Source organism: Myxococcales bacterium, from assembly GCA_016699535.1.
Classification (GTDB): domain Bacteria; phylum Myxococcota_A; class Polyangia; order Polyangiales.
The window spans coordinates 350,355-372,231 of record CP064980.1 but is presented as its reverse complement, the minus strand read 5'-3'; the positions used below and the strand labels follow the sequence as shown (position 1 = coordinate 372,231).

The 21,877-nt window shown below is 50.1% G+C and carries 16 protein-coding genes; 8 read left to right on the top strand and 8 right to left on the bottom strand.

The genetic code is table 11. The features are described from left to right. Positions 1-4 precede the first annotated feature (4 nt). From maiA to IPJ88_01895, 5 genes are all read right to left on the bottom strand, one after another. Positions 5-652: a maleylacetoacetate isomerase gene (gene maiA / locus IPJ88_01915; GenBank protein QQR90526.1), complete on the bottom strand. Its 648-nt coding sequence runs from the start codon at positions 650-652 to the stop codon at positions 5-7. Continuing rightward, entirely contained in the window at positions 649-1,629 is a 981-nt protein-coding gene (locus IPJ88_01910) for a fumarylacetoacetate hydrolase family protein (GenBank protein ID QQR90525.1), read from the bottom strand. The genes maiA and IPJ88_01910 overlap by 4 nt, the downstream gene beginning before the upstream one ends. Positions 1,630-1,718: 89 nt before the next feature. Continuing rightward, the gene (locus tag IPJ88_01905; GenBank protein ID QQR90524.1) at positions 1,719-4,541 is read right to left on the bottom strand and encodes a hypothetical protein; all 2,823 of its coding nucleotides are present in this window, start codon (positions 4,539-4,541) and stop codon (positions 1,719-1,721) included. A gap of 454 nt (positions 4,542-4,995) precedes the next feature. Beyond that, positions 4,996-6,957: a hypothetical protein gene (locus IPJ88_01900; GenBank protein ID QQR90523.1), complete on the bottom strand. Its 1,962-nt coding sequence runs from the start codon at positions 6,955-6,957 to the stop codon at positions 4,996-4,998. After that, the gene (locus IPJ88_01895; GenBank protein QQR90522.1) at positions 6,924-8,183 is read right to left on the bottom strand and encodes a hypothetical protein; all 1,260 of its coding nucleotides are present in this window, start codon (positions 8,181-8,183) and stop codon (positions 6,924-6,926) included. The genes IPJ88_01900 and IPJ88_01895 overlap by 34 nt, the downstream gene beginning before the upstream one ends. A 153-nt stretch (positions 8,184-8,336) precedes the next feature. Between IPJ88_01895 and IPJ88_01890 the strand changes: the two genes are divergently transcribed. Together IPJ88_01890 and IPJ88_01885 are read left to right on the top strand one after the other, a co-directional pair. Further along, entirely contained in the window at positions 8,337-9,590 is a 1,254-nt protein-coding gene (locus IPJ88_01890) for an aromatic amino acid hydroxylase (GenBank protein QQR90521.1), read from the top strand. Between the two features lie 4 nt (positions 9,591-9,594). After that, the gene (locus IPJ88_01885; GenBank protein ID QQR90520.1) at positions 9,595-10,155 is read left to right on the top strand and encodes a hypothetical protein; all 561 of its coding nucleotides are present in this window, start codon (positions 9,595-9,597) and stop codon (positions 10,153-10,155) included. Here the strand turns inward: IPJ88_01885 and IPJ88_01880 are convergent. Together IPJ88_01880 and IPJ88_01875 are read right to left on the bottom strand one after the other, a co-directional pair. After that, entirely contained in the window at positions 10,136-11,656 is a 1,521-nt protein-coding gene (locus tag IPJ88_01880) for a polysaccharide biosynthesis C-terminal domain-containing protein (GenBank protein QQR90519.1), read from the bottom strand. The genes IPJ88_01885 and IPJ88_01880 overlap by 20 nt on opposite strands. A gap of 17 nt (positions 11,657-11,673) precedes the next feature. Beyond that, the gene (locus tag IPJ88_01875) at positions 11,674-12,099 is read right to left on the bottom strand and encodes a hypothetical protein (protein ID QQR90518.1); all 426 of its coding nucleotides are present in this window, start codon (positions 12,097-12,099) and stop codon (positions 11,674-11,676) included. A 143-nt stretch (positions 12,100-12,242) separates the two neighbouring features. Between IPJ88_01875 and dnaK the strand changes: the two genes are divergently transcribed. The 5 genes from dnaK (at position 12,243) to IPJ88_01850 (ending at position 17,157) form a co-directional block, all read left to right on the top strand. Continuing rightward, positions 12,243-14,153 carry a molecular chaperone DnaK gene (gene dnaK / locus IPJ88_01870; GenBank protein QQR90517.1) on the top strand — a complete coding sequence of 637 codons (1,911 nt, stop codon included), beginning with the start codon at positions 12,243-12,245 and terminating at the stop codon, positions 14,151-14,153. Positions 14,154-14,375: 222 nt separating this feature from the next. Then, positions 14,376-15,620, top strand: a complete 1,245-nt coding sequence (locus IPJ88_01865) for a serine/threonine protein kinase (GenBank protein ID QQR90516.1) — start codon at positions 14,376-14,378, stop codon at positions 15,618-15,620. A 67-nt stretch (positions 15,621-15,687) separates the two neighbouring features. Further along, positions 15,688-15,888, top strand: coding sequence for a hypothetical protein (locus IPJ88_01860; protein QQR90515.1), 201 nt, complete (start codon positions 15,688-15,690; stop codon positions 15,886-15,888). A 59-nt stretch (positions 15,889-15,947) separates the two neighbouring features. Continuing rightward, positions 15,948-16,544 (top strand): hypothetical protein, encoded by a 597-nt coding sequence (locus IPJ88_01855; GenBank protein ID QQR90514.1) that lies wholly within the window; start codon positions 15,948-15,950, stop codon positions 16,542-16,544. Next, positions 16,483-17,157 (top strand): hypothetical protein, encoded by a 675-nt coding sequence (locus IPJ88_01850; protein ID QQR90513.1) that lies wholly within the window; start codon positions 16,483-16,485, stop codon positions 17,155-17,157. The genes IPJ88_01855 and IPJ88_01850 overlap by 62 nt, the downstream gene beginning before the upstream one ends. Positions 17,158-17,254: 97 nt before the next feature. Here IPJ88_01850 and IPJ88_01845 read toward each other — a convergent pair whose 3' ends face one another. Continuing rightward, positions 17,255-18,019, bottom strand: a complete 765-nt coding sequence (locus IPJ88_01845) for a hypothetical protein (protein QQR90512.1) — start codon at positions 18,017-18,019, stop codon at positions 17,255-17,257. 695 nt (positions 18,020-18,714) lie between these two features. Between IPJ88_01845 and IPJ88_01840 the strand changes: the two genes are divergently transcribed. Further along, a complete protein-coding gene (locus IPJ88_01840; GenBank protein QQR90511.1) occupies positions 18,715-21,726 on the top strand; it encodes a hypothetical protein in 3,012 nt (1,003 codons plus the stop codon). The last annotated feature ends 151 nt before the right edge of the window (positions 21,727-21,877 follow it).

Here is a 21,877-nt window from a genome sequence, read left to right as displayed (position 1 = left end):
CACCTTAATCTGTTGGCGCGTCAACTTGCTTATCTGGATGCGCGTTCTTAAAAGCTTCTAGAGTAGTGCAATGCTCTTCAATCTTTAGCAAGGTAGGATAGGCATCGACCTTAACGTCATAACGCCGTGCATTGTAGAGCTGTGGCACGAGGCAAAGGTCAGCAATGCTTAGCGTATCGCCTATGCAATAGTTTCCCGCGGTCTTGGCTGCTTCTTTTTCAACGGCTACAAGGCCCCGGTTAATCCAATGGTGAGCCCAGTTTGATGCATCGATTCCCTGCTCGCTCAGGTGTTTGAGAACCGATAAGTTTTGCAAGGGTTGGGTGCCAGCGTTGATCATTTCCGCAATCTGTCGTGCTTTGGCTCGCGCGGCAGGGGACTGGGGCAAGAGAGCTGGTGAAGTAAAACGCTCTTCTAGATATTCCAAAATAGCTAAAGATTGGGCTAGGCAAATAGTATTGCTTTGTTCGGTGACTTCGAGGACTGGAACTTGTTGCAGTGGGTTTCTGTTGTGATGCTCGTTGGTGTATTGCTCTCCGCCCTCGTTCATAAGGTGTACCGGGACAATGGTATGCTTTATGCCTTTAACGTGAAGAGCGATCCGAACTCGCCAGCTGCAGGAACTTCGCCAGTAGCTGTACAGAGTTATCATTGGCCGATGACCTTTTGTTTAATCTTGCCAAAGATAGAATGGCCTTCTGGATCGTGCATTTCAATCTCAACGACATCGTATGCCTTTAGAAAAGGCGTTTTCGCTGCGTCATGCTCCAAAATCTCGCGCATGCGTCGTTCTGCTAAACAGGAGACTCCTTTTGATGGATTCTCGTTTGAGACTGTTCCACTTCCAAGGATGGTTCCAGCGCAAAAACTGCGGGTTTTGCTAATGTGTGCAATCAAATCATAAAAGGAAAAATGCATTTCGGGCCCTGCATCGGGCTCTCCCAACAGCTCTCCGTTTAAAAAAGATTTTAGCGGTAGATGAACGCGTCCATCTTTCCAATAAACGCCAAGCTCATCAGGTGTTACGGCAAAAGGAGAAAAAGCAGTCGCTGGTTTCGAGTTGAAAAAACCAAAACCCTTTTTTAGTTCTTCGGGGATGAGATTACGAAGCGTTACGTCGTTACAAAGCATAAGAAGGCGCACGAACTTACTGGCTTGCTTGGTGGTAGTCCCGTGGGGCGTATCGCCCAGCACCACGCAGATTTCAGCTTCGAGATCGAGGCCCCATTCGGCGTTCAGCAAGGGGATGGGGTCGTGTGGTCCCAAAAAAGCACTCGAGCCTCCTTGATAGACCAAAGGATCGGTCTTTAGCGTGGCTGGAGCTTCTGCGCCACGTGCTTTTCGTACGAGAACAATGTGATTGATATATGCTGAGCCGTCGACCCACTCGTAAGCCCTAGGGAGCGGTGAGTAAAAAGGAGTAGTGTCTGTGATCGGAGTGGATGCCAATTCATTCGCGTTGAGTTTTGCGTAAAACGCAGAGACATCTTCAATCAACACATCCCAATCATCAAGCAGTGCCTGCAAAGTCTTAGCCATCGCCGAGAGTTCGACGTAAGCACTACCGTCGCGGCGTACCAAAACAAGTTGTCCGTCTCGACTGCCGTCTCTTATGGTCGCAAATTTCATGGTCAGCGTCTGTCATATCACGGCTTGGATTCGAGCCGCAAACCACCCCGTATTTTGAAAACAATTGTGGGTTTTCACCCGATATTGTTTTAGGGGTAGACGGTCATAGCTGCTTGGCCGTATTTGTCCATTGCAGTGGTCCAGCTACCACTGTTTCGATCGACAGTAGCTGCTTGGTACAACGCTTCTGCACTTATTACGTTGGGATCAGTGGTTCCGAAAGTGACAGAGGCATCATCGAGATAAATGCGTGTAAGCCGGTCAACAATCAAACACAAATCAGCTCGTACGGAACTTGTGTCTGGGGAAGCCACCACATTACTTAACGATTGTTCAGCAGCTGAAAAACCAAACAAACCACCTGGGTAGGACAAGGGCACGATGCCAGCTTGTTTGAGATCTAAGCGTGCCATCCAATAGACAGCCTCTTCGATGGACTGGACGGCTTCAGTGAGCAAGGTATTGGCTGAGGCTTTGACCAATTCAAGGTCAAAAGAAAAATCGCGATCACGTTTGTTTCGACGTTTCACCATCACGGCGATGATATTGTCGCCAACAACGAAAGGATTGCTGCTTCCGAAACTCAAGGTGCTTAGCTCGTTTTCGGCGGAAGTGCTGCTCGCATAAGCGCTGTAGTTAAGGCCGTTGGAAGTGTATTTTTGCAAAACCAACGAGCCGTTAATCCATACTGCGACGCCATCATCGTGGAGTACGGTCAGGTCAGCGGTAGTGACCGGCTCGTTTAGAGTGATGACTTTGCGAAAATAGGCACTGCGCATGTTGCTGTTGGACGAAATCGTGGTTGTCTCATCGCCATCACCGTAACCGAATTGCCCTGAGCCAGTAGACCAACTCGAGTCGTTGTACGTTAAATTCAACCATGATGTGCCACGGTCCACACGCCGGTCATCGTAGCGCCAGGTATCTCCAAAGGAGACAAGGTTTGGACTGGAAGCACCACCTGGAATTAGATCAAGTACGGATTGACGAAGCTGTTGTGCTCTACAAATCCATTGATGGTAGGGCTCGGATGGTGCCATGTTGGCACAGTAGTTAGTGTCGTATTCAAGGGCACTCTCTAAAGCGCTTGCGCCGTTCTGAATTTCGGTAATTGCATTGTAGTAAGACAGCCACGAGCTTGAATCCAAATCATTCGTGGCGTTTTGCAATGAAGCGTAGGCTGCCACGACAGCTGCATGGCTTTGTCCCATCATGGACTGAGCACGTTGGATGAATTGCTCAAAGGATTGCAGTGCAATTTGGCTGATGATCTGCCCTTGAAGGGCGTCTACGTCGATTCCACGTCGATCGGCTGAGTAAAGTTCGATGACAGCATCACGCAAGTAGTCAAGTGCGGAGGAGATGCGGCCGCGTAACATTTCGATTTGAAAGTTTTCGAGATCGCCTTGGGTGTTGGTCAAATAGCGTTTCGCTCTTCGAGAAGTGCTGGGATCGTTAATGAGGTTTTCAAGCTCCGTCGTTACCACTTCGGAGACCACACCGGGGTCTGTGTTGATGGTGCCGGTCGCATCCAGCAACCCGTCATGCGCGCTTGTTCCAGCAAAGGTTGTCCACGGATAACTCACTAGCCCGTCGAGCTTAATGCCAAATAATCTTTGTGGATTCCAACTGCTAAAAAGAACTTCGACTTTTCCGTCGCCATCGAGTTCCCCTTGCACAGCTGGAGGAAAGAACCCTGCTGTGGGATCATCGTAGCGGTAAAGCTCGGCAAAGGTTGTCCCGTTTAAAATTTTGACGCTAGATAGACTGGCAGTGATGATCTCCACCAAGTTATCATTGTTGATGTCAATCAGTGCCGGAGTCACCCAGCTTTCGGTGCCAACGGATACTGATGAGAGAGGTGATCCATCCTGCATAAACGAGTACAGGGTGCCGCCTGATTCTTGAACGAATATTTCGTAACTACCATCGCCATCGGCATCGGTAATGACTGGGCTTGTAAAGTCGAGGCCTGCCCCGGGTAAATCTCGATGCCACAGCAAGGATCCATCGCCTCGATAAGCTTCGAGGGCCGGCGGAACTGCGCTATCGTAGCTCGATAGCGTCACCACGGCTTCCAATCCAGGATTTCCGTCCAAATCTGCAAGCACGGGACCCGAGCCATTGCAATTGTTTCCGGGCGTAAACCTAGCTGGATTTGAACTTGCAACGGCGTTCCATTTGGGAGTGCCATTCAATGCGTCAAAAGCATAAAGGCCTGCGCCGGCCCAACTGCACACCACAACGTCGAGGGCGCCATCGCCGTCCATATCACCGATTGCCGGATGCCCGAAAAGACTCTCCCCTTCATCGGCCCAAGTATCATCTGGCGGGCAAAACCAATAGGAGCCATCGTGGTACGAGCCCTCCGGACACCACCAATCGTAACGCCACAGCTCCGATCCAGTACTGCTGCCGTCGTACTCCGCCACGACGATTTGACCACCCCAAGCTACCACAACAATCTCATCAGCCGGATCGGCATCGACATTGACGGCTGCGGGACCACCGTTGCTCATCGCGGGGTAGAACAAATCTCCAATTTGAAACAACAAGCTTCCGTCGCCGTCATAGACACGGCACGTTCCGACTGATGCGACATCACACACGGCGATTTCTTTTAATCCGTCCCCGTCGAAATCACCCATTGTTGGAAATCCAACCAATGCATGGCTAGCTTGAACTTGCCAAAGAAGCTCCCCACTCCCGGAAAGTAGTGCCAAAGTTCCGATACCAGCCTGGCTGTCTCCAGAAACATAGCTGCCGTCGCGTATCACCAATGCGATTTCATCGCGGCCATCACCGTCGGTATCTCCCAAGGCCATCCCATCGGTAGAACCACCTGTGGCCATGCTCCAGTCTGGCGTAATGGTTTGCGCCGAGGCTTTCGAGAACGAAAGTAAACTTAGCATGCTGATTGCGATAAGATGAGCCTTCATCATCTACTTTTGCCCCGGACTTCGCCTGTCAGTAACCCTTTTGGTGGTTCGGCTCGTGCGCGGCTTTTCGCGCCGCTGATAGGGCGATCGTTGGAGTCGTTCGAATCCACACAAACATAGTGTTGCGGTGACAGTGCCTGGCAGATCTGCTGCGCTTCACAATCTGCAGAGGAGCGGCACTCTCCTGGCAAAAGTGAGGTAGCGTTTTGATCTTCTGAGGAGCCGTCTTCGCAGCCGAAGACTGCGAGCGCGAAAAATAGACCAGAGACTATGATTCTTAGCGAAAAAGCGTGCATCGTGATTTGAATCCCATACCCAATTGGAATCACTAACTCAATTTAAAATGATATCACAATAGGCATAAAATTCTATAAATATTCTAAATTTAGTCGGAAAACGCGAAGAAAAGTAAGGTAATGTACTCCGCTCACGGTCCTTGCACAAAACTTGGGACCGAAGACTGCACATAGCTTGTTGAACCCCAGCACCACGCGCTTTGATCAGCTCGTATGCCGCAACTGCTATGCTCGGCCGCGCTGATGGCTATCCATGCCGTCTCTGTGCCGGTGGACGAGGGCATGGTGCTTGTACTGATTCCTTGCAATCCGAGTTGTCCGTGGGAATTGGAGCCCCAACACACCAAGTTTGCATTCTGTAAAGCGCACACATGATCGCCAGCGGCTGCGATCGTAGAGTAGTCGGTTGCAGTATCGACCAAGCCCGGAAAGGCTTGCGTTGTGGTCTGAGCCGTTCCCATTTGTCCATGTTCCGCTGCACCAAAACACCAGGCGCTGCCATCGTTTTTGATTCCGCAGCTGTGACGGCCTCCTGCATGAATTTGATTCCAGGGGCCACTTTCGGCAATCGGAGCAGGAGCGCACTCCCAATCCAAGACCGACATCTCTCGTCCCTCGCAGCGCTCACCGATGCTGCCATCGCCAAGCTGCCCGTCGCTGTTCGATCCCCAACAAATGACCTCTGCGTCGGTCTTTACTGCGCAGCTATGGCCTGCCCCGGCGCTGATGCTCGATATTCCAGTTCCTCCGTACACGGCACTTGGAACATGACTGTCTGGCAAATTGCTGCCAACGATGTTGTTGTTTCCTAAACGACCGTTCTCGTTAAATCCCCAGCAAAAAGCCGTATCACTCGTGTTGATCGCGCAACTATGCCAATGGCCTAAAGAAACGGCTTGCCAATTTCCAGCAACGAGCTGTGGTGTATCATAGGAAGTTGTATCCCCCACTCCGAGCTGTCCATAAAGATTGTATCCCCAACACCAAAGAGAGTCTGGGCTGCGGATCCCGCAGGTATGTTGCCGTCCAGCGGAAATCGCAATCCAATCGTTTTGTGTCCCGACTTGTGTGGGTACAGATTGCGACGTCGCACTGCCAATGCCGAGCTGCCCGAAACCGTTGCTACCCCAACACCAAAGCGTACCGTCTGTTGCGATAGCGCAGGCATGATCAAAGCCTGCCGTGATGCTAGATACGCTCCAGGCTGTAGGCGTAACAACGTTCCACACAACGAGCGCAGGTGGGTCGCCCTCATTGCCTGCGGTATCGACCGCATAGGCTTCAAAGCGATGCTCCCCCAAGCTTAGGAGTTCTCGGGTAGTGGTTGCAGTGCAGGGTTCGTAATCGGAAGAATCGAAGGCGCACATGAAATGAGAAAAATCCGCTGAAGGTGAATCTAAAATGATCGTTGCCGTGGTGAGTGGGGTTATGGTCGATGGTTGGTAGCGAACTTCGATTTCAGGCAAAGTTTCAATTGACCAGGTAAAGCTTGCGGGTGTGGAATCGGCGAGACCTTGAGGCGTATCGACTGCTCGGACAGCAAAGATGTGCTCTGCGTCGGCGAGATCAAACAAAACAAGGGGTGATTCACACAGCTCGAAGGCTGCACCGTCGAACGAGCATTCAAAGTGGGAAATTCCGGTATCGTCCGTTCCCGAAAATTCGAACACCGCATCGGCGTCACTTGAGTTGACTTCGGGCGTTAAAGTGAGGAGCGTTTCTGGCGCAGCATTGTTTGGTGTCGAAGCGAGTACAGTCCATGCGGCCGTAGCCGGTGTGGGATCAATCTGCCCGCTGCTATCAACCGCCCGAACCGCAAAAGTGTGTCCACCTGGCTCTAAGTTCAGAATCGAGTGTGGTGAAGAGCAGCTACTAAAACTGGCGCTATCAAGCTGACATTCAAAGCCATTTACGCTGAAATCATCGGAACCGGTAAATACAAAAATAACTGAGCTGCCGTGAACAAGCGGTTCGGGCACCTCTACTAATACGGTCTCTGGGCTTTCATCGTTCGTGAGCCGATTGATGTCGTTAGTACATGAAACAATTAGCCACAGCGTCAAGCATAGGGCCCACACTCGTCTTTTGACCATGATACCGAACTATAACGGATTTGGGTTTCGTAGTAAGTGCTAACGGCGTCTTTAAACTGACCGCCATCCGTATCGATGGTGGTTTGATTACCTGCACCCGTACCAAAGACGGCACCTACACCGCCAGCGTCGATAAATTCCTGCACATGTGAGAACAAATATTTTACCCGGTTGTCTCGGTACTGTCCTGGAGATCCACCTTCTTGATCGCTTGGCACCCCAAAAGGCATTTGCCACCACAAAGCGGGAAGATCAAAGGCTGTTGAAAGTTCAGAGACCCAACTCAGGTGCTCGTGGAAGTTGGGGCTGCTTTGGTTGGTCTCATCCCAATACCATGGACCATCATTGCGTTGGCATTCCGGCGCTTGTGCTTCAAAACACCCTGCATCGCGGTCCAAAGTCTCAACCACAAAGAAATCCCCGTTTTGAATACCAAGCGCTTTCATAAAAGCAATAGTATCGCTAGTGCTTCCGCTCCAAGGCGAAACGTGAAAACCAAGCACAACTTTAGGCGCTATGCTTCGTGCGAGATGAATGATGCATTGAACCATGCCAACGAGGTTATCACTTAGTCCGCTGCATAGTGGATCGAAGGAAGAGACATGCGCATCGAGCGAAGCAGGGTCGTTCCCAGACGATTGCTGCTGCGCATAAGCCCAAAAATCAGGCTCCAAATGTACCACTGCGGGCTTGTCGAATATGGCTAGGCGTTCAAAGAGCAGTCTTGTGTCATTCCAATAGGCTTGCATGTACTCATCGTTGGTCAGTACCGAGAGATTGGCTTCGCCCCATGCGGCCATGGAATAGGTTGTAAACATGGGGACTACGCCATGTGAATCAGCGCTATCAGCTAGTATGTTTACGAAGCTGCCGCCTTCATTCCAGTCCGGCCAACCGCCTTGACCAGAAAGACCGACCAAGTAAGCATAGTGCAAATCGAGTGTTACTCCCAAGGAATAGATGCCGTCTTGATTGTGATCGTTCGACAGGTCATTGCCCATGCCAATCAGAAAGTTAGCCGGACGATTTAATTTTTGAGTTAACTCTGGTGCGCTTACAGGGCTTGGATGGTATTCGGGAGGAGTGTTCGTTCCTGCGTCGTTTGTTCCTGTTCCGGTGTTTGTTGGTAAAGATTCTACTTTTCCGTTGACGCAAGATGCAAGCAAGGCAAAAACAAAAAGTATGTGACGTAGCTCAAAAAGAGTTCTTCGATGGATGTCGGCCATACAATAAATTATAGCTCAGCGTATTAGGCTTCGCACACTATTGGAGTCGGCATTCCGTCGATCAAATTGATCTACGTCAATCCCATGGAAGAGAAATAGCCTGTTTTGCGCAGTAACAAGCGCAGCGTTTGAAGCGATCGGTGGAACACTGTTATGCGTAAGGCTATGAGCGAAACCCATACTCTGGATCGTGTTCCTTTTCATTTGCGACCTTTCGTTGTGGAGCAGGACTACAGTGCTTACAATGAAATGGATCAAGCCGTCTGGCGCTTCGTGCTTTTGCATACAGGAGCGCATCTCAAGGACACAGCTCATCCGGCGTATCGCCGCGGCTTAAGCGATACTGGCATCTCTGTCGAACGCATTCCTCGCATAGCTTACATGGATACTTGCCTGTCTCACTTTGGTTGGGGCGCTGTATGTGTCGATGGCTTTATTCCGCCACGTGCATTTCAAGAGTTTCTAAGACTCGCAATTTTGCCGATTGCAGCGGATATCCGTAGCCGCGATCAGTTGCCCTACACACCTGCTCCAGACATCATCCACGAATCGGCGGGCCACTCTCCTATCCTGGTGGATCCAGGTTATGCCGCATTCTTAAAGAAGAGCGGTGAAGTCGGTAGCAAGGCTTTTTCTTGTCCCTACGATGCGCGCCTGTACAACGCAATCTTCGATTTATCTGAAACCAAAGGCAATCCCAACGCAACTGCGGCTGAGATAGCTCGCGCAGAAGCAAACTTGAGTGCGCGGGTTGAAGAAAAGCATGACCTTAGCGAAGCGGCACGGCTTGCGCGCTTTTATTGGTGGACAGTGGAATATGGCCTTGTCGGCACGCTTGATGACTATCAGATTTACGGCGCTGGCCTTTTATCTTCGCTCGGGGAAAGCCACATAAGTCATATTCACCAAGTTGAAAAACGTAAACTATCGTTAGAATGTCTAGAAACCGGCTACGATATTACGCGCACCCAGCCGCAGCTTTTCGTGGCTGAATCCTTTGAGCAGCTCAACGAGGTACTTGAGCAGGCTGCTGAGACAATGGCCTATCGACAAGGTGGCCTAAAAGCTCTGAGCATAGCACTTAGCAGTCAAGAAGTCGCCACAACGGTGCTTAACTCTGGCATGCAAATCATCGCAGAGCTTAGTCACGCGACAGTGGAGCAAGACACAGTGCATCTGATTGCCTACAAGGGGCCCGTTGCGCTTGCTGAAAACGACCGCATTGTCGTGAGTGCAGCGGATGCAAATTGTTTGGCTCAAGAGTACCTGCTGCCACTGGGAAGACTTGCTGATGGCGAAGAGCCCTCAGATCAAAGCGAGTCTGAATTTCGTAAACGTTACTTAACTTCGGATGCGAAACTTCATTTGAAATACCGTTCGGGTATGCAAGTTAAGGGGCAAACTTGAGCGAGTGGAGTCTCGAGAGCAGGATCGACTGGGTCTGCTGTGGATTAGAGACTGCGAAATCTATCAGGGTGAAATCTTACTTATGCGCTGTGATTCCGGGCTCTACCCACTTATCCTTGGCAATGAAGTAAAGACGCTGCACGCTGGAGCATGTGATCCCGCGTTTTGGCCCCAGGCAGCCTACCCAACGAAACGCGTGCCATTGGTACCGAGCCTTGATGAACAAGAAACGCACTTGCTTACGCTGTATGAAAAGCATGCTGCCATCGATCTGCAAAGCATGTCATCGAAGGAGATTGAACGCATCGTCAATGATATCTATGCGATCCTACAAAAAGACTATCCGAACGAATGGCTCTTGCGCTGGAACCTTCTTGAAAAATTGTCAAAGCGAAGTGTGCAACGAAGCTTCAACAAGAACTTAGCCGTGAACTACGAGTCCTTGAAGACTATTATGAAAAAAACAACCCATTGCGACGGGCTTGCTGTTTTTAAAATCGCTAAACTCAAATCAATAATACAGTTAGTTGTCTGGAATAAGAACTTCAACGTTTGCGCGCATTAGCGATCAAAACTTTTAGTTCGGAGAGTTTGATTTCTCTGCTGATGAAAAGAACGCCAAGGTAGGCCAGGCCACTTACGCTCAACGCGAGCAGCGCACCGAGGATTGTTTGGTGAGCGATGGCATGAGCCACAAAAAAAGCTACACTTCCAGCGAGCGCCGTGCGCAAAAAACTCAGCCATGGAATACAAGCATCAAAGATGCCTCGTGTGACGGCAATAGCAAATACAAGAGCGACAAGAGTGCCGACGGTTGTGCCAGTGGCTGCTGCAACTGGCGTGTGATCACCGATCCCCGCCTGTTGTATGAGGATGCGATTTGCAAAAAAGACGATGAAAGCGGCAACGGCGGCAATGCCTGCGGCGAGTGTGGGTTTGCCAGCTCCGCTTAGCGCAGTGGCAAGAATCACGAACAGAGCCAAGGCAGCCATTCCAAAAGACAGCACGGTTAGTGCGCCTGTGCCTCCTAGGTAGTTATCAGGATAGGCAATACGCATCACGCCACCAGCGGCTCCGGCAATGGGGGACGCGATGGCGAGCAGAACAATCGAGGAAAACCGAATTGCTTCGCGAATCGTTTTGGTGGCCGTGGCGGGATCCCCACTGCTGGCTGCGCGTGATACTTTGGGAAAGACAATAAAGGTTACGGCCAAGATGAGTTGATAAGGGATAAAGGCAAAGGTTTGCGCAGCGCGGTACTCGCCTACGAGGTTTGATGCTTGTTCTGCGGCTAGTGCCGTACTTAGGCCGGAGGCTATGCCAAGCTCTGCGACGGTTCGTTTGAGCACCAGCAAATCAATCTGCATGATGCTGTTTAGGAAAATCTGATAGAGCCAGATAGGCGCTGTGAAAGCCAGCCAACGTTTCCAGGGGATAAACTCGCCAGCTTTGCCGACGCCAACCGTGAGCAAGGCAAAAACCAAAATTGCTATGGAGGCCAGCGATAGACCTTGAATGGATCCAAGGGCGCCAAAGCCCAGGACCGCTGCCAAAAGTATGCCCGCAGTGCGTATCGTGGAAAAAACAAAATCCATGCCCGCTTGTTTTACGAACGACTGAGAGCCGTTGAGGTAGCCTACCGTCGCGGCATAGAGGGAATAACAAAACATCACGACAGAAACAGTTTGCAGCAGCAACGTGAGCTTCGGATCGAGCAAAAGATTGTAAGCAACCCACTTTGCGCTGCTAAATACGCTTAGTGCCAGAATGCATCCCACAAGACTTTGAAAAATAATACCTTGGCGCAAGCGTTGCTCACGTGCCAAGGGATCTTCACTTACAAACTTACTTACGGTTTGAATGGTTGCAACCACCAACACGTTGTTGATGATAGCCGTTAGATTCATGATCGAGGCGAACAGACCAAAGGTTGCTTTGCTATCGAAAAAGCGCGGCAACAGAAGTTGCACGCCGTAGGCGCAAAGAATGAAGTACATCTTTGCCGAAGCGATGGCCAAGGCGCCGCTGCCTGCATGAGTGGGTTTGTGACTTGCCTCGGTGGACACGGAATCCGACGTTACGCTTATTTCGTCTCTTCAGGTATATCGCGAACGATGTAGTGCGAGCGGCTGTGATGTCCTTCGCGATCAAAACCAATAAACAACATGGGCAAGAAGTAAACACCGCTTTCCGGTTGCTGGCCGATGGTATAGACCCAATCGTCGGCATCAAATCCACGCTGCATGCAATCGGGATGGCGTGAGCAGGGCTCGCCTTTACCAATTTTGCCTTGGACTTCAAAACGACGCATATCGCCGAAGGCATCCTTTTCGACGATCTCCTTGGCAAGGCTGTTGAGATCTTCGACTTGCGCTTCGCTTTCGGGAGCTTTATCCATATTAGCTCGAAGTTTGGCGATTAGTTCATCGGATGCGCCTGGGCCGTTTTTTTGGCAGGCTGGCAACATCACAAACAACAGGCAAAACATCCAAAATCGTTGGCTTTTCATAGCCAGGGCTTAGCATAGCTTAAGGGTTGACGGTGAAATTTTGATGGTTAGCTTGGTTTTTAGAGGCATTTGGGCTTGCAACAAGTCCTGAAAACCTGAAAAAAGCGCCGGGCAATCGCACAGGCCCTTGGAGGAGTAGGAACATGGGAAAAATTATTGGTATCGATTTAGGGACGACAAACTCAGTAGTTGCGGTGATGGAGGGCAAAGAGCCTAAAGTGATTGTCAATGAGGAAGGCGATCGCATTACGCCATCGGTCGTTGCTTGGGATGACCAAGACCACGTTCTGGTGGGCCAGATTGCAAAACGTCAGGCCATTACCAACCCAGAAGGCACCGTCTTTTCGGCAAAACGTTTTATCGGCCGTCGTTTTGATGAAGTCGAAGCCGTTGCATCCAAAGCAGCCTACAAAGTCGTCAAACGACCAAACGGCGATGCGGGTTTTGAAGTGCGAGGTAAATCCATTGCCGCACCCGAAGTCTCTTCACACGTGCTGCGTAAACTCAAAACGGCAGCTGAGAACTATCTTGGCGAGCCAGTCACCGAAGCGGTGATTACGGTACCCGCTTATTTTAACGACTCGCAGCGCCAAGCCACGAAAGATGCTGGCAAAATTGCTGGGCTTGAGGTTAAGCGTATTGTCAACGAGCCAACTGCTGCGGCACTTGCCTACGGACTTGATAAGAAAAACGAGCAACTCATTGCGGTCTACGACTTTGGTGGTGGTACCTTTGATATCTCGATTTTGGAGGTCGGCGATAACGTTGTCCAAGTGATCAGCACCAACGGTGACACCTCTCTGGGTGGTGATGACCTCGATGAGCTTGTGATGCAATACTTGATTGAAGAGTTCAAGAAAGATCAAGGCATCGACGTTTCGAAAGATAAAATGGTGCTGCAACGTCTTAAAGACGCAGCTGAGAAAGCAAAGATTGAGCTTTCATCAAAACTTGAGACCACAGTCAATCTGCCTTTCCTTACGGCGGATGCATCCGGACCTAAGCATCTCAACCTCAAGCTGACGCGAGCGAAGTTTGAGTCGATGATTGACGACTTGGTGCAGCGCTCCCTCGAGCCATGCAAAAAAGCCTTGGCGGATGCTGGCAAAGCGGCAAGCGACATTCAAGAAGTGGTGCTGGTGGGTGGCTCAACCCGTATTCCAATGGTGCAAGAAGCGGTCAAGAAATTCTTTGGTCGCGATCCTCATCGCGGTGTGAACCCTGATGAAGTGGTAGCCATTGGTGCCGCGGTCCAGGCCGGTGTGCTCGCAGGCGATGTTAAAGACATGGTGCTTTTGGACGTGACTCCGCTTTCCTTGGGTGTGGAAACCCTTGGTGGCGTCATGACCACGCTCATTGCGCGTAACACAACGATTCCAACCAAAAAAGAAGAAGTCTTTTCGACGGCCGATGACAATCAACCACGGGTTGAGATTCATGTACTCCAAGGAGAACGTGCTCAAGCTAGCGACAACCGCACACTGGGTCGTTTCTTCCTTGATGGCATTATGCCTGCGCCTCGCGGTGTGCCTAAGATCAAAGTTACCTTTGATATTGACGCCAACGGTATTCTTTCGGTCAATGCCAAAGACGAAGTGTCTGGCAAAGAGCAGAACGTGAAAATCGAAGCACGCATTGGCCTTTCAGAAGATGAAGTCTCGAAGATGGTCGATGATGCAGCCTCGCACGAAGCAGAAGACAAAAAGCGACGCGAAGAAATCGAACTTCGCAACAAAGCCGATCAGCTTTGCTACTCGGTTGAAAAATCAGTCAAAGAAGCTGGCGATAAACTAGAAAAAGCCAAGGTCGAAGAGGTCGAGGGTAAAATCAAGACTCTACGTGAGTCGATTGAAAAGAACGACGCCTCAGCTATCGAAAGTGGCATCAAAGAAGTTGAAGCACTCATGCAAGAAGTTGCCACCAAGGCTTACGAAGCCGCTACCGCTTCAGGTGGGGCTGCGGCCGAAGGAGCAGCTTCTGGTTCATCCGATGAAGCTAGCGATGACAAGAAAAAAGACGACGTCATCGATGCAGAGTTTGAAGAACGCGCCTAATCAACCGCTAGTTCTGTTCTAAGAAACTGTTTGCGCGGTATAAACATCTGAGGTGCTGCCGAGACCTAGTGCTCTCGGGGCAGCACCTCAGCATGTTATTCGAAAGATGTGCGCACAATTGAATCGTGCGCGAACACGACTTTGACCTGTCCGTTATCACGATGCATTAAAACTGGCATTGTCTCGTGAAGCCACGAAGAAAAGTGCTACTATCGCAGCGCGATGCAGGATTCCTTAATTGGCAAAGTGCTTGCCGGTAGCTACCGGGTGGACGCCCATGTAGCCGACGGCGGCATTGGAAGGGTCTACCGTGGAACGCATTTGCGATTGGGACATACGGTCGCCATTAAAGTACTCAATGCTGAGTATCGCGATACTGAGGATGCGCAAAAACGTTTTGAACGCGAGGCAAGGTTAGCGGCAGAGCTTAACCATCCGCATATCATCAAGGTGTTTGATTTTGATCGTCTCGATGATGGTCGTTATTTTATCGCACTTGAATGGCTCGAAGGTCATTGCTTGCGCGAGTTGATCGAAGAAACTCTTCTGCCAGAGCAAAGAACTCTAGAGTTGTTGGAGCAGATTGCTTCTGCGGTTGACTACGCGCATGAACGTGGCGTGATTCATCGAGATTTGAAACCAGATAATGTTTTTGTGATACAAGGCGCAGCCGGACGCGACTTTGTCAAAGTGCTTGATTTTGGTTTAGCCAAAAACACCGAAAGTAAACACTCCTTGGCCACGCAAACTGGATCGGTGCTTGGCACCCCGGCATACATGGCGCCAGAGCAAGCTGAAGGCAGTAAACATATAGGCCCCGAAGCTGATCGTTATGCCTTTGCGGCCATAGCACTTGAGCTATTTACCGGGGAGCTTCCTTATGAAGTGGATAGCCCCTCGAGAATGCTTGTAGCGATTCTGACCAAAGAGCCCAGGCTGCCAAGCGAGCTTGGCTACGAAAATCGCAGCCTCGATCATGCTTTTGAGAGAGCGCTTTCACGCTCTGTGCACAGACGGTTTTCAAGCTGCATAGCATTTGTAGCAGCATTGCGCGAGATTCTGAGTGCAGCGTCGAAATATCCTTCTTCAACTGATCCTAAATCGGTTTTTGGTACCGCTCCGACAGTTAGTCTTCATACGCCTCGCTTGAAGAGCTACCGTTTAGGCATTCTGTTGATCGTGATTGCTGTTAGTCTGCTAGGTGTTGGAATTTACGCAGCCACGCGTTCTCAAGTTCCCAAGGCAGCTAAAAGGATCCAAGTATCAAGCCAAGAGATCGAGGACACTAAAAGCTTGGATTCAGGTATTGAGTTGCTACCGCCCCCCAATACCGGTGCATCGAAGGTTCCCAAGCAAAGAGCAAATGTCTCTTCGACAAAGCAACAAAAACTCAATACCAGCAAAAAGACCCCGAAAAAAAACAAAACGAATATCTTGCCAAAGGTTGATGAAGTCTTTGGTGATTAACTCTGATCCTTTATCAAAGCGGAGTTTGCTTGCAAAATAGCTAGGCACTGGACTAGCTTCCAACATTATGATGCGTGTGTTGATAGTGCTGTGCTTATTTTTCTCGGTCACGGCCCATGCTCAGAGTTCAGTGCAAGATAAAAAAGCTGCGCGTCTTTTGTATCAGCAAGCTCAACACCGTGCTGCTCAAGGCGACTATGAGCAGGCGTTGTCTTTGCTTGATGAGGCTTTATTAAATATCCCTCTGCGGGAATTCTATATGCCATAGGCATTGTCTACGAAAAGCAAGGTCGAGCTAAGCAGGCGTTAGAGTACTACCAACGAGCATTGGACAAAAAAGAGCCTAGCGATTCCTTGCGAGAGAAAATTGAAAACTCACAACGTAAACTTGAGAATCAAATGCGACCTGAAATAGAGGTTTCTGATAAAACATCACCCAAGGAAGAGGAAAAGTGGCTTTCAGATTCAGGTTTGTTCTTGCAAGGTGGATTGCTTAGCAATCTGCTGCTTCCTTCCGGCGGCGTTTGGCCCTTCGCTGCGGGTGGCTACCTGTTTGATTTTGGTTTGTTTGTAAAGGGTGAAGTTCTCGCACCTTTTGCTACGGCAAGTCTCAGCGTGGGCTGGGAGTTGCTTGACGGAGTGCTCCGCCCCTTTCCTTGGTTTCAAGCGGGCTATGCTTTTGTGCGTTCGCTTAAGGATGACACCTCGGGTGGCTGGGTGATGTCCATGTGTGCTGGATTGCGATGGCTGCCGTGGTCAGAGAATGGCTTTTGGTTTGGTGCGCGCGCAGGCATAGCCTTTGATCTTGAGCGTGAACGAAAAGCTATCCCGTTCCTGTGTCACTTAGCGTGGGGTACAGCCTATGAAATGGTGTGTTTGCTTTGTACTTGTAGCGAGTTGCGGACTCAATCCATATTTAAGTAGCTCCTGCGACGACGGTGTGGATAACGACGGTGATGGACGCACGGACAATAGCGATTCTGAATGCGCTGCAGCCTCCGAAGACAGTGAAATCGTATGTGAAGCTCCGCAGCGACTTTGTGGGCTGTATTGCGTTGATGTTGACGTTGATGTGCAGCATTGTGGTGATTGCAAAAGGTCATGCGGAATCGACCAGCTTTGTGTGGATGGCCAATGCAATGATTCAGATGCTCAAAGTTGCGTGTCAGCGATGGTGAATCAGTCCACCATTTCTCAGTTTTCGGATGTAAGTCCAGTAGTAGAAATCGAACAAAATTTCGAAATCTGTTCGGCATGGCGAAAGTACGCTGCGTCACGCTTTTATCAATTTCCTATTCGGAAAAATCCGACTGAAAGGGTGCTTGTTTCGACTGTGACTTCCAATGATCAAGTGCTGTTTTTCTACAGTAACTGCTTACCAAGCCCGCAGTTCATAGGCTGCTTGCAAGTCCAACAAGGCGAGCAACGCACGCGCGCTAAACTCCCCGACGATAAAGCGCGATATTCAGTGCTGTACATAGAACTTCACTCCGATACCGCTGCCCAATCACCAGCCCCAGAGATCGAAATCTGGTAGACGTTGCTTTGTTCGCGGGAGAAGCTGAGTTAGGTACCATGATTTCTATAGAACAACTTAGGGATTCTGTAGACTTTTATGATCGACGTCGGAACTGTTATGGAAGATAGTGAATTTGAGTGACGGTTCCGCTTTCTAGACCATCGACGCACATAAAACCTTCGGTTTGCAGGTTCCAGACGGTGCCCACCTGGTTTGAAAGCGGTTCGCCAAAGTTTCGAACCATTTTCTCAAGAACAAAATTTTCGGGTCGCGTTAGGCTGACTCGAACGCTGTCCAGACCATGAGCTCGCCCGCAGGCAAGCATACGAGACAAAAACTTGCAGATACTACCAGTGCCTCGTTGCAGTGCGCGCATGTAGGTGACACTCAAAAGGGGTACTCCCGTTGGACCAAACGAGAAGAAACCGGATGCGCTTGTAAGGAAAGATTCGGCCCCCACGGTTTGTGGCGTAAGAAACTCGAAGTAGCCATTGCTTTCACTTAGCGCACGTGCTCCTGTGACCATGGCGTCGCACCAATCCGGATTGTTCATGGGATCGTTTGGATCGTAGGGATTGGGTGTGGCAAGGCGCGGGTGGCCGCCTAGCTCGATAAGCCGTTGGATATGCTCCCTGAAAGCTTCGCTGCCAAAGGTATCGGCAGCAGGCAGTCCCATCTCGATTGCAGCCATGCGCTGTGACAGCTCTTGGGTGAGGCTCTGAGCAATCGCATAGAGCTTTTGCCCAGTAACTTGGGCAAGTAGTTGTATCATGTCCCAGACTTGATCGCCCAAGGCTTGCAAGGTGGGCCAGGCGTTATCAGCAATGTATTGTGCACCGCTCACCATGGTGTTGGCGGTGTCCCATAGCGCATCGGGCACATCGTAGCCTTGTGCTTCAAGCGCAGCTAAGTATCAAAGAATGACTCCTCCAACGACAACGGCTGCTTCCCAAACCAAAATACCGGCGCCAAGCTCAGTAAAGAGAAAGCCTGTCATACTCTCGGCGCTATCGACTGCCACATCATCCTGGGGTGTTTCGGCCATGCAACTTGACAAAGTCAGTGACAAGCAGAGAAAAACGCACATGTAAGCTCTAATTTTCCAAGTCATAGTGCAAAGCAAATGCAAAAGCTGTGCCCAAAAAAAAGACGCAATTTCTTCGAATAAGCCCGCGTACCGAAGTTTGCCATGGCATTCGGATCAGTGCTGGAAGTTGCAGACCCCATCCACAAAACAAAACGCGTTGGCAGCAGTGATTGGTAGTGATTGATACCCCAGGAAAACTCACCACATTCATGCTGGTCATTATCATCGTAAATCGAGGCTCATGCGATGCCAGGTTTGCACGCAGGTGCACCGATTTCCTATACCCAGATGACCCCAGCAGTGAAGATAGTTCGGGTATGTCAATGTGTGGCCTTGCAAATCGCAATAAAGATCTTTGAATAAATTCGGTATCCAACAGGGAGTGTTCTGGTTTTTCTTTCTGGAACGGAATTTGCAACGTGGGGTTTGGAATGAAATTTTTTTATCCTAGATCTATCTCCAAAATACTTACTGCATACTTCGCTTTTGTGAGCTTGACGGCCTGCGGTCTCATTCCCGAACTCGGGTCGGACAGTGGCAAAGAAACATCGGAGTTGCGATGTTACAGTGCAACCTGTTGTGCAGCCCACTATGGAAACCAATATGTCTATGCAAACGGCCAGTGCTTCATTCCGCAATCGGGACAAGGAATCGTTCAAGGCAAAGCACTTCGCTGGATAGATGAAACGACCACTGCGCCCAGTACCCAGGCCTATCTTGCTTCGCATCCCGCACTAAAGGCCATTGCCTTTGATGCAAACCAAGCAAAAGCCAATGCGCAAAGCCTTGCCGCTGAACAGCTCAGTGATCGTGACTACGTCACAAGACTTGGCTCCGATGTTGTTCTTCCGCTCCTGAACCAGCAGAAACAAGGTCTCGAAGAGACGCTACGTTATGTTAAAGCTTTGGGCTCCGGAGCCTTCGAGCGACAAGCCACCGGCGATGGTCTGTCTCAAAGCGAGCAGAGCTTACTGCGCATTGCCGCTCAGTACACCGGTTTGTATTTCAATCTTACGCATCCTGAACGAGGCATCGATCATCACGTGGAAGAGTTTGAAGACATGGGCTTTAATGTGGATGCCGAGTTCGAAAAGTGCAGCGAATACTCCGAACGCTACTCAGGACAGCGCCTCGTAGCTGGCGATCCGTACCGAGCATTACTCGATCGTTGCATGGGTTACAGTCAGCAAATTGTTGATCGCTTGAATCAGATCAACGAGACACACCCCGAACTTTTGGTGATCGACCTTAGCGAAGCCAATGCTATTCATCAAACCGTCGGTTTCTATTCCTCGTATTTGGAGCAAGGCATCGATCCACTTGCAACCGAAACGCTCAGCGCCCTGCAACGCATCAAAGAAACATCGGAAATGGCGCATATGCTGTATACCGAGCAGCTACAAGCGCTGATTTCAGCCTCTCAGCTTTATCCCATGGTGCGCTACGATGTGTGGATTGACTCGGAGCTCGCTCCTGAGCGCAATGGACCGGACAACACTCCCATTCGTGCCTTCCATGGAAGCCTAGGTGAGTACGCACAAGTCGCGGTGTTCTCCTTGCTGAATTCCGAAGATGTGCCAAAAGAAATCAGAGCACAACGACTGGGCCGTCTAGCTCAAAGTTTTGGTCTACCTGAAAGCGACATTGCTTCGTTTGCCTCTGCAGTGGATGCAGGGCTTACAACAAAGCAAGCATTAACGATCTTTGTTGAAGCGCTTATCGAAACATTGAACGCAAATGTGACTAACAATGAACAAGCGCAAGCAACGATTCAGGCCATGATGGCGTCAAACTCCAGCATTGAAAACGCCTGGCAAATAGCCCTTGCGGCAGAAACCCTAGAGCTCATGTCGTTTTATGGTGGTTATGATGATTTTGGCCAGCCTCTCGGATTGCAAGCCGCCCATGACCGATTGCTCGCACAAGCCAATGCTCTGCGGGAAGACAGCGGTTGGACGCTTGTGGCTTCAGGCGCATGCTTTGTCCTCAGTCTGGCCGGGGCGTTGCATCCTGTCATTCGCATCCTAGGCCTAGGCGCGTGCGGTATAGCGACGGTGGCTGGTGGTATAGATGCTCTTGCCCTTGCTGAGTTCGCCAAGGCTGCTCACACCTTAGCTTTCATGGGATCAGACTACGCCATGTTTCCCCCTAAAGAAGCCATCGAAGTCAGTGACCATTCCGGAATCATGAGCGCTGTCGCTGTCTACGATGTCATGTTCAGCGTGGTAGACGTACTCGATTTGCAACATGCAGTCACCGAGTTGCTTACGCCCGATGCAGCGCTCAGCCACGCCGCTTCGGCCATCGACGAAATTACACCCCACACAGATCCTCCTCATTTAGATGAGTTCGAGCCTATGGAATATTTGAGACAAGTGCTTGGAATGAGAGGACCGGAAGTAGGCTTCGTAGGCAGCAACTCACAGATTGTCTATGTCTTAAAGCGATGCCAAGAAGAGCTTGCTCAGCTGAAACAGCTGGGTACGCTTGATGAACTTAGCGCAGGAGAAATTATTGAGAAATATTTTCAATATCATGGAAGCCGCGGCAACTTGACCGACCAACAATGGCTGGATTTGATACAGCAAGCACCCAACAAGCTAGAAATACTTGATGAATGGCTCATTTCCCGGGCTTTTACTGCAATGCCGAACCTTGATAGTGCGGAAGCGTTTTTTGACAATCTCTTTGGAGACCATCTCAGACAGCTGGTTCACAGCGTGCTTCACCCCGAAGAAAGTCGGCGCTGGTTGGAAATACTCTACCAAACCACGGAAGATGTCTTTGCTATTTCTGAGCAACTCGTTGGCCTTCGTAGCACCGAACAACTAGAGGAGTTTTACGCTTTTGCTTCAAACTTAATCATCATGCACACCGATATCTATGCACAAGTCGCATCTGAAGATGTTCGGTTTGCACAGACTCTGGATACCATGGTTGACGAGTTAATAGACTTTCTGAGAAATAACAATCCTCCCAACGGACTGGATTTCGAATTGTTCTCACAAAGCTACCTTGAGCGAATCGATAGTTTTCTTGATCCCCTTTTCGAGGTTGACCCTGCAGACCTACGACGAGGCCAGTCGGGTGATCCCAGACTTATCCTGGTCACGTTTATCGAAAATTTTGCGAAGGAGCAAGCCGATGAAATTGAATTTGTCGGAAGGACGGCAGACGAGGTACTTGAAGAGTACATGCAGTATATGGCTGCGTTTGTTGCGTTCATGAGCGAGGACAACGCCAGGCTTTGGATCGCAGCGATGGAAGACATTTTCGATGACGCGTGGCTGGATGTGCTTTCGGTTGGGTCTACCCGTCTGGCAAACCGAATACAAGAGTTTCAATCAATCGCATTGGAAATCGTTCCGGAACATGACTGGCTCGATCGCCTCAGAGGATCCTTACCCAGCACACCAAGTAACGATCATGTAGATACCTTTGTGGAGATAACCAGCGACCAAATTCAGCGACTGCGTGACTTACCGGGTCAAATTAACTAAAAAACGCATCGACTTCTTGGAAAAAATGCCACGGATTGCTGGTTCTTGTTTGGCGTGTATCAATTTCAAAAATAGAGGCATGCATAAAGTCAAAACTTTTCACAGTGCGTCAGCTCATGCCTCAATACTTTTCAGCACACGAAGCTAGACA